Source organism: Oleiphilus sp. HI0123, from assembly GCF_001635315.1.
In genome coordinates this window covers 1-933 of record NZ_LWGE01001802.1, presented here as the reverse complement: position 1 = coordinate 933, position 933 = coordinate 1, and the positions used below count along the sequence as shown (strand labels likewise).

The window sequence follows — 933 nt, the reverse complement described above, 5'->3', positions numbered from 1 at the left end:
CAGATTGCTAACCTGATATCTCAATACCAACAAGCAAGGTCAGCGCTTAAGGGCTTGGATGATTTGTCTCGGCGTGCTGATGAATTGGAAGATATTTCTAAATCGCTGAGTTTGGGGGGCAAAATAACAAGCATCGAGATGCGAGATTTATCCTTTTCGTACTCGGGTGGGCCTAAAGTTTTGAAGGATATTAATCTGTCTTTGAATGCAGGTGAAAAAGTAGGGATTATTGGAAAGATTGGCTCTGGAAAAAGTTCACTGCTGCGGTTGTTGCTGGGCTTTGGTAGAGCTGATGCCGGACAATTATTAGTGAATGGCTTCGAGGTTCAGCATTTGAACGCAAGTGAACTAAGGTCGTCTATTGCTTATGTTCCCCAAGAAATTACCCTGTTTAGCGGTAGTCTGCGTGAAAATATCCTAATGAAGGCTCCAGAAGTGCCGCAGGAAGCTTTGCTTAAAGCGGTGGATTTGTCAGGTTTGTCGGAATTGGTTCAAACTCATGAGATGGGTTTGGATATGCCGATAGGAGAGCAAGGGAAAGGCTTGTCTGGTGGGCAGAGGCAGTGTGTGGCAATCGCTAGAGCGCTTATCAATGACCCTGACTTATTGTTATTTGATGAGTTAAGTTCTTCAATGGATAATCAGACAGAACAGATGATCATCAATAATATTCGGAATATCTCTAAGGATAAGGTGCTGCTACTTAGCACGCACCGGGCTTCTTTGCTGGCCCTGGTGGACCGAATTATCGTGATGGATCAAGGAAAAATTGTTGCTGATGGGCCAAAGGAAAGTGTTTTGGATGCGCTCAAGCGAGGCTTGATTCAGGCAGGGAGCCAAAGTGCTCACAATGATAAACAAGGTCATGGAAAGGGAGGTGTTTCCAATGACTGAGTTCCGTTCAACCCCTATCACTCAAGCCTTAAATGATCA

1 protein-coding gene is annotated in these 933 nt (G+C 44.7%); it reads left to right on the top strand.

The window, feature by feature from the left end:
* On the top strand, nucleotides 1-894 hold an 894-nt coding region (locus A3761_RS24270; protein ID WP_156492092.1), incomplete at its 5' end, for an ATP-binding cassette domain-containing protein.
* Nucleotides 895-933: the final 39 nt, after the last annotated feature.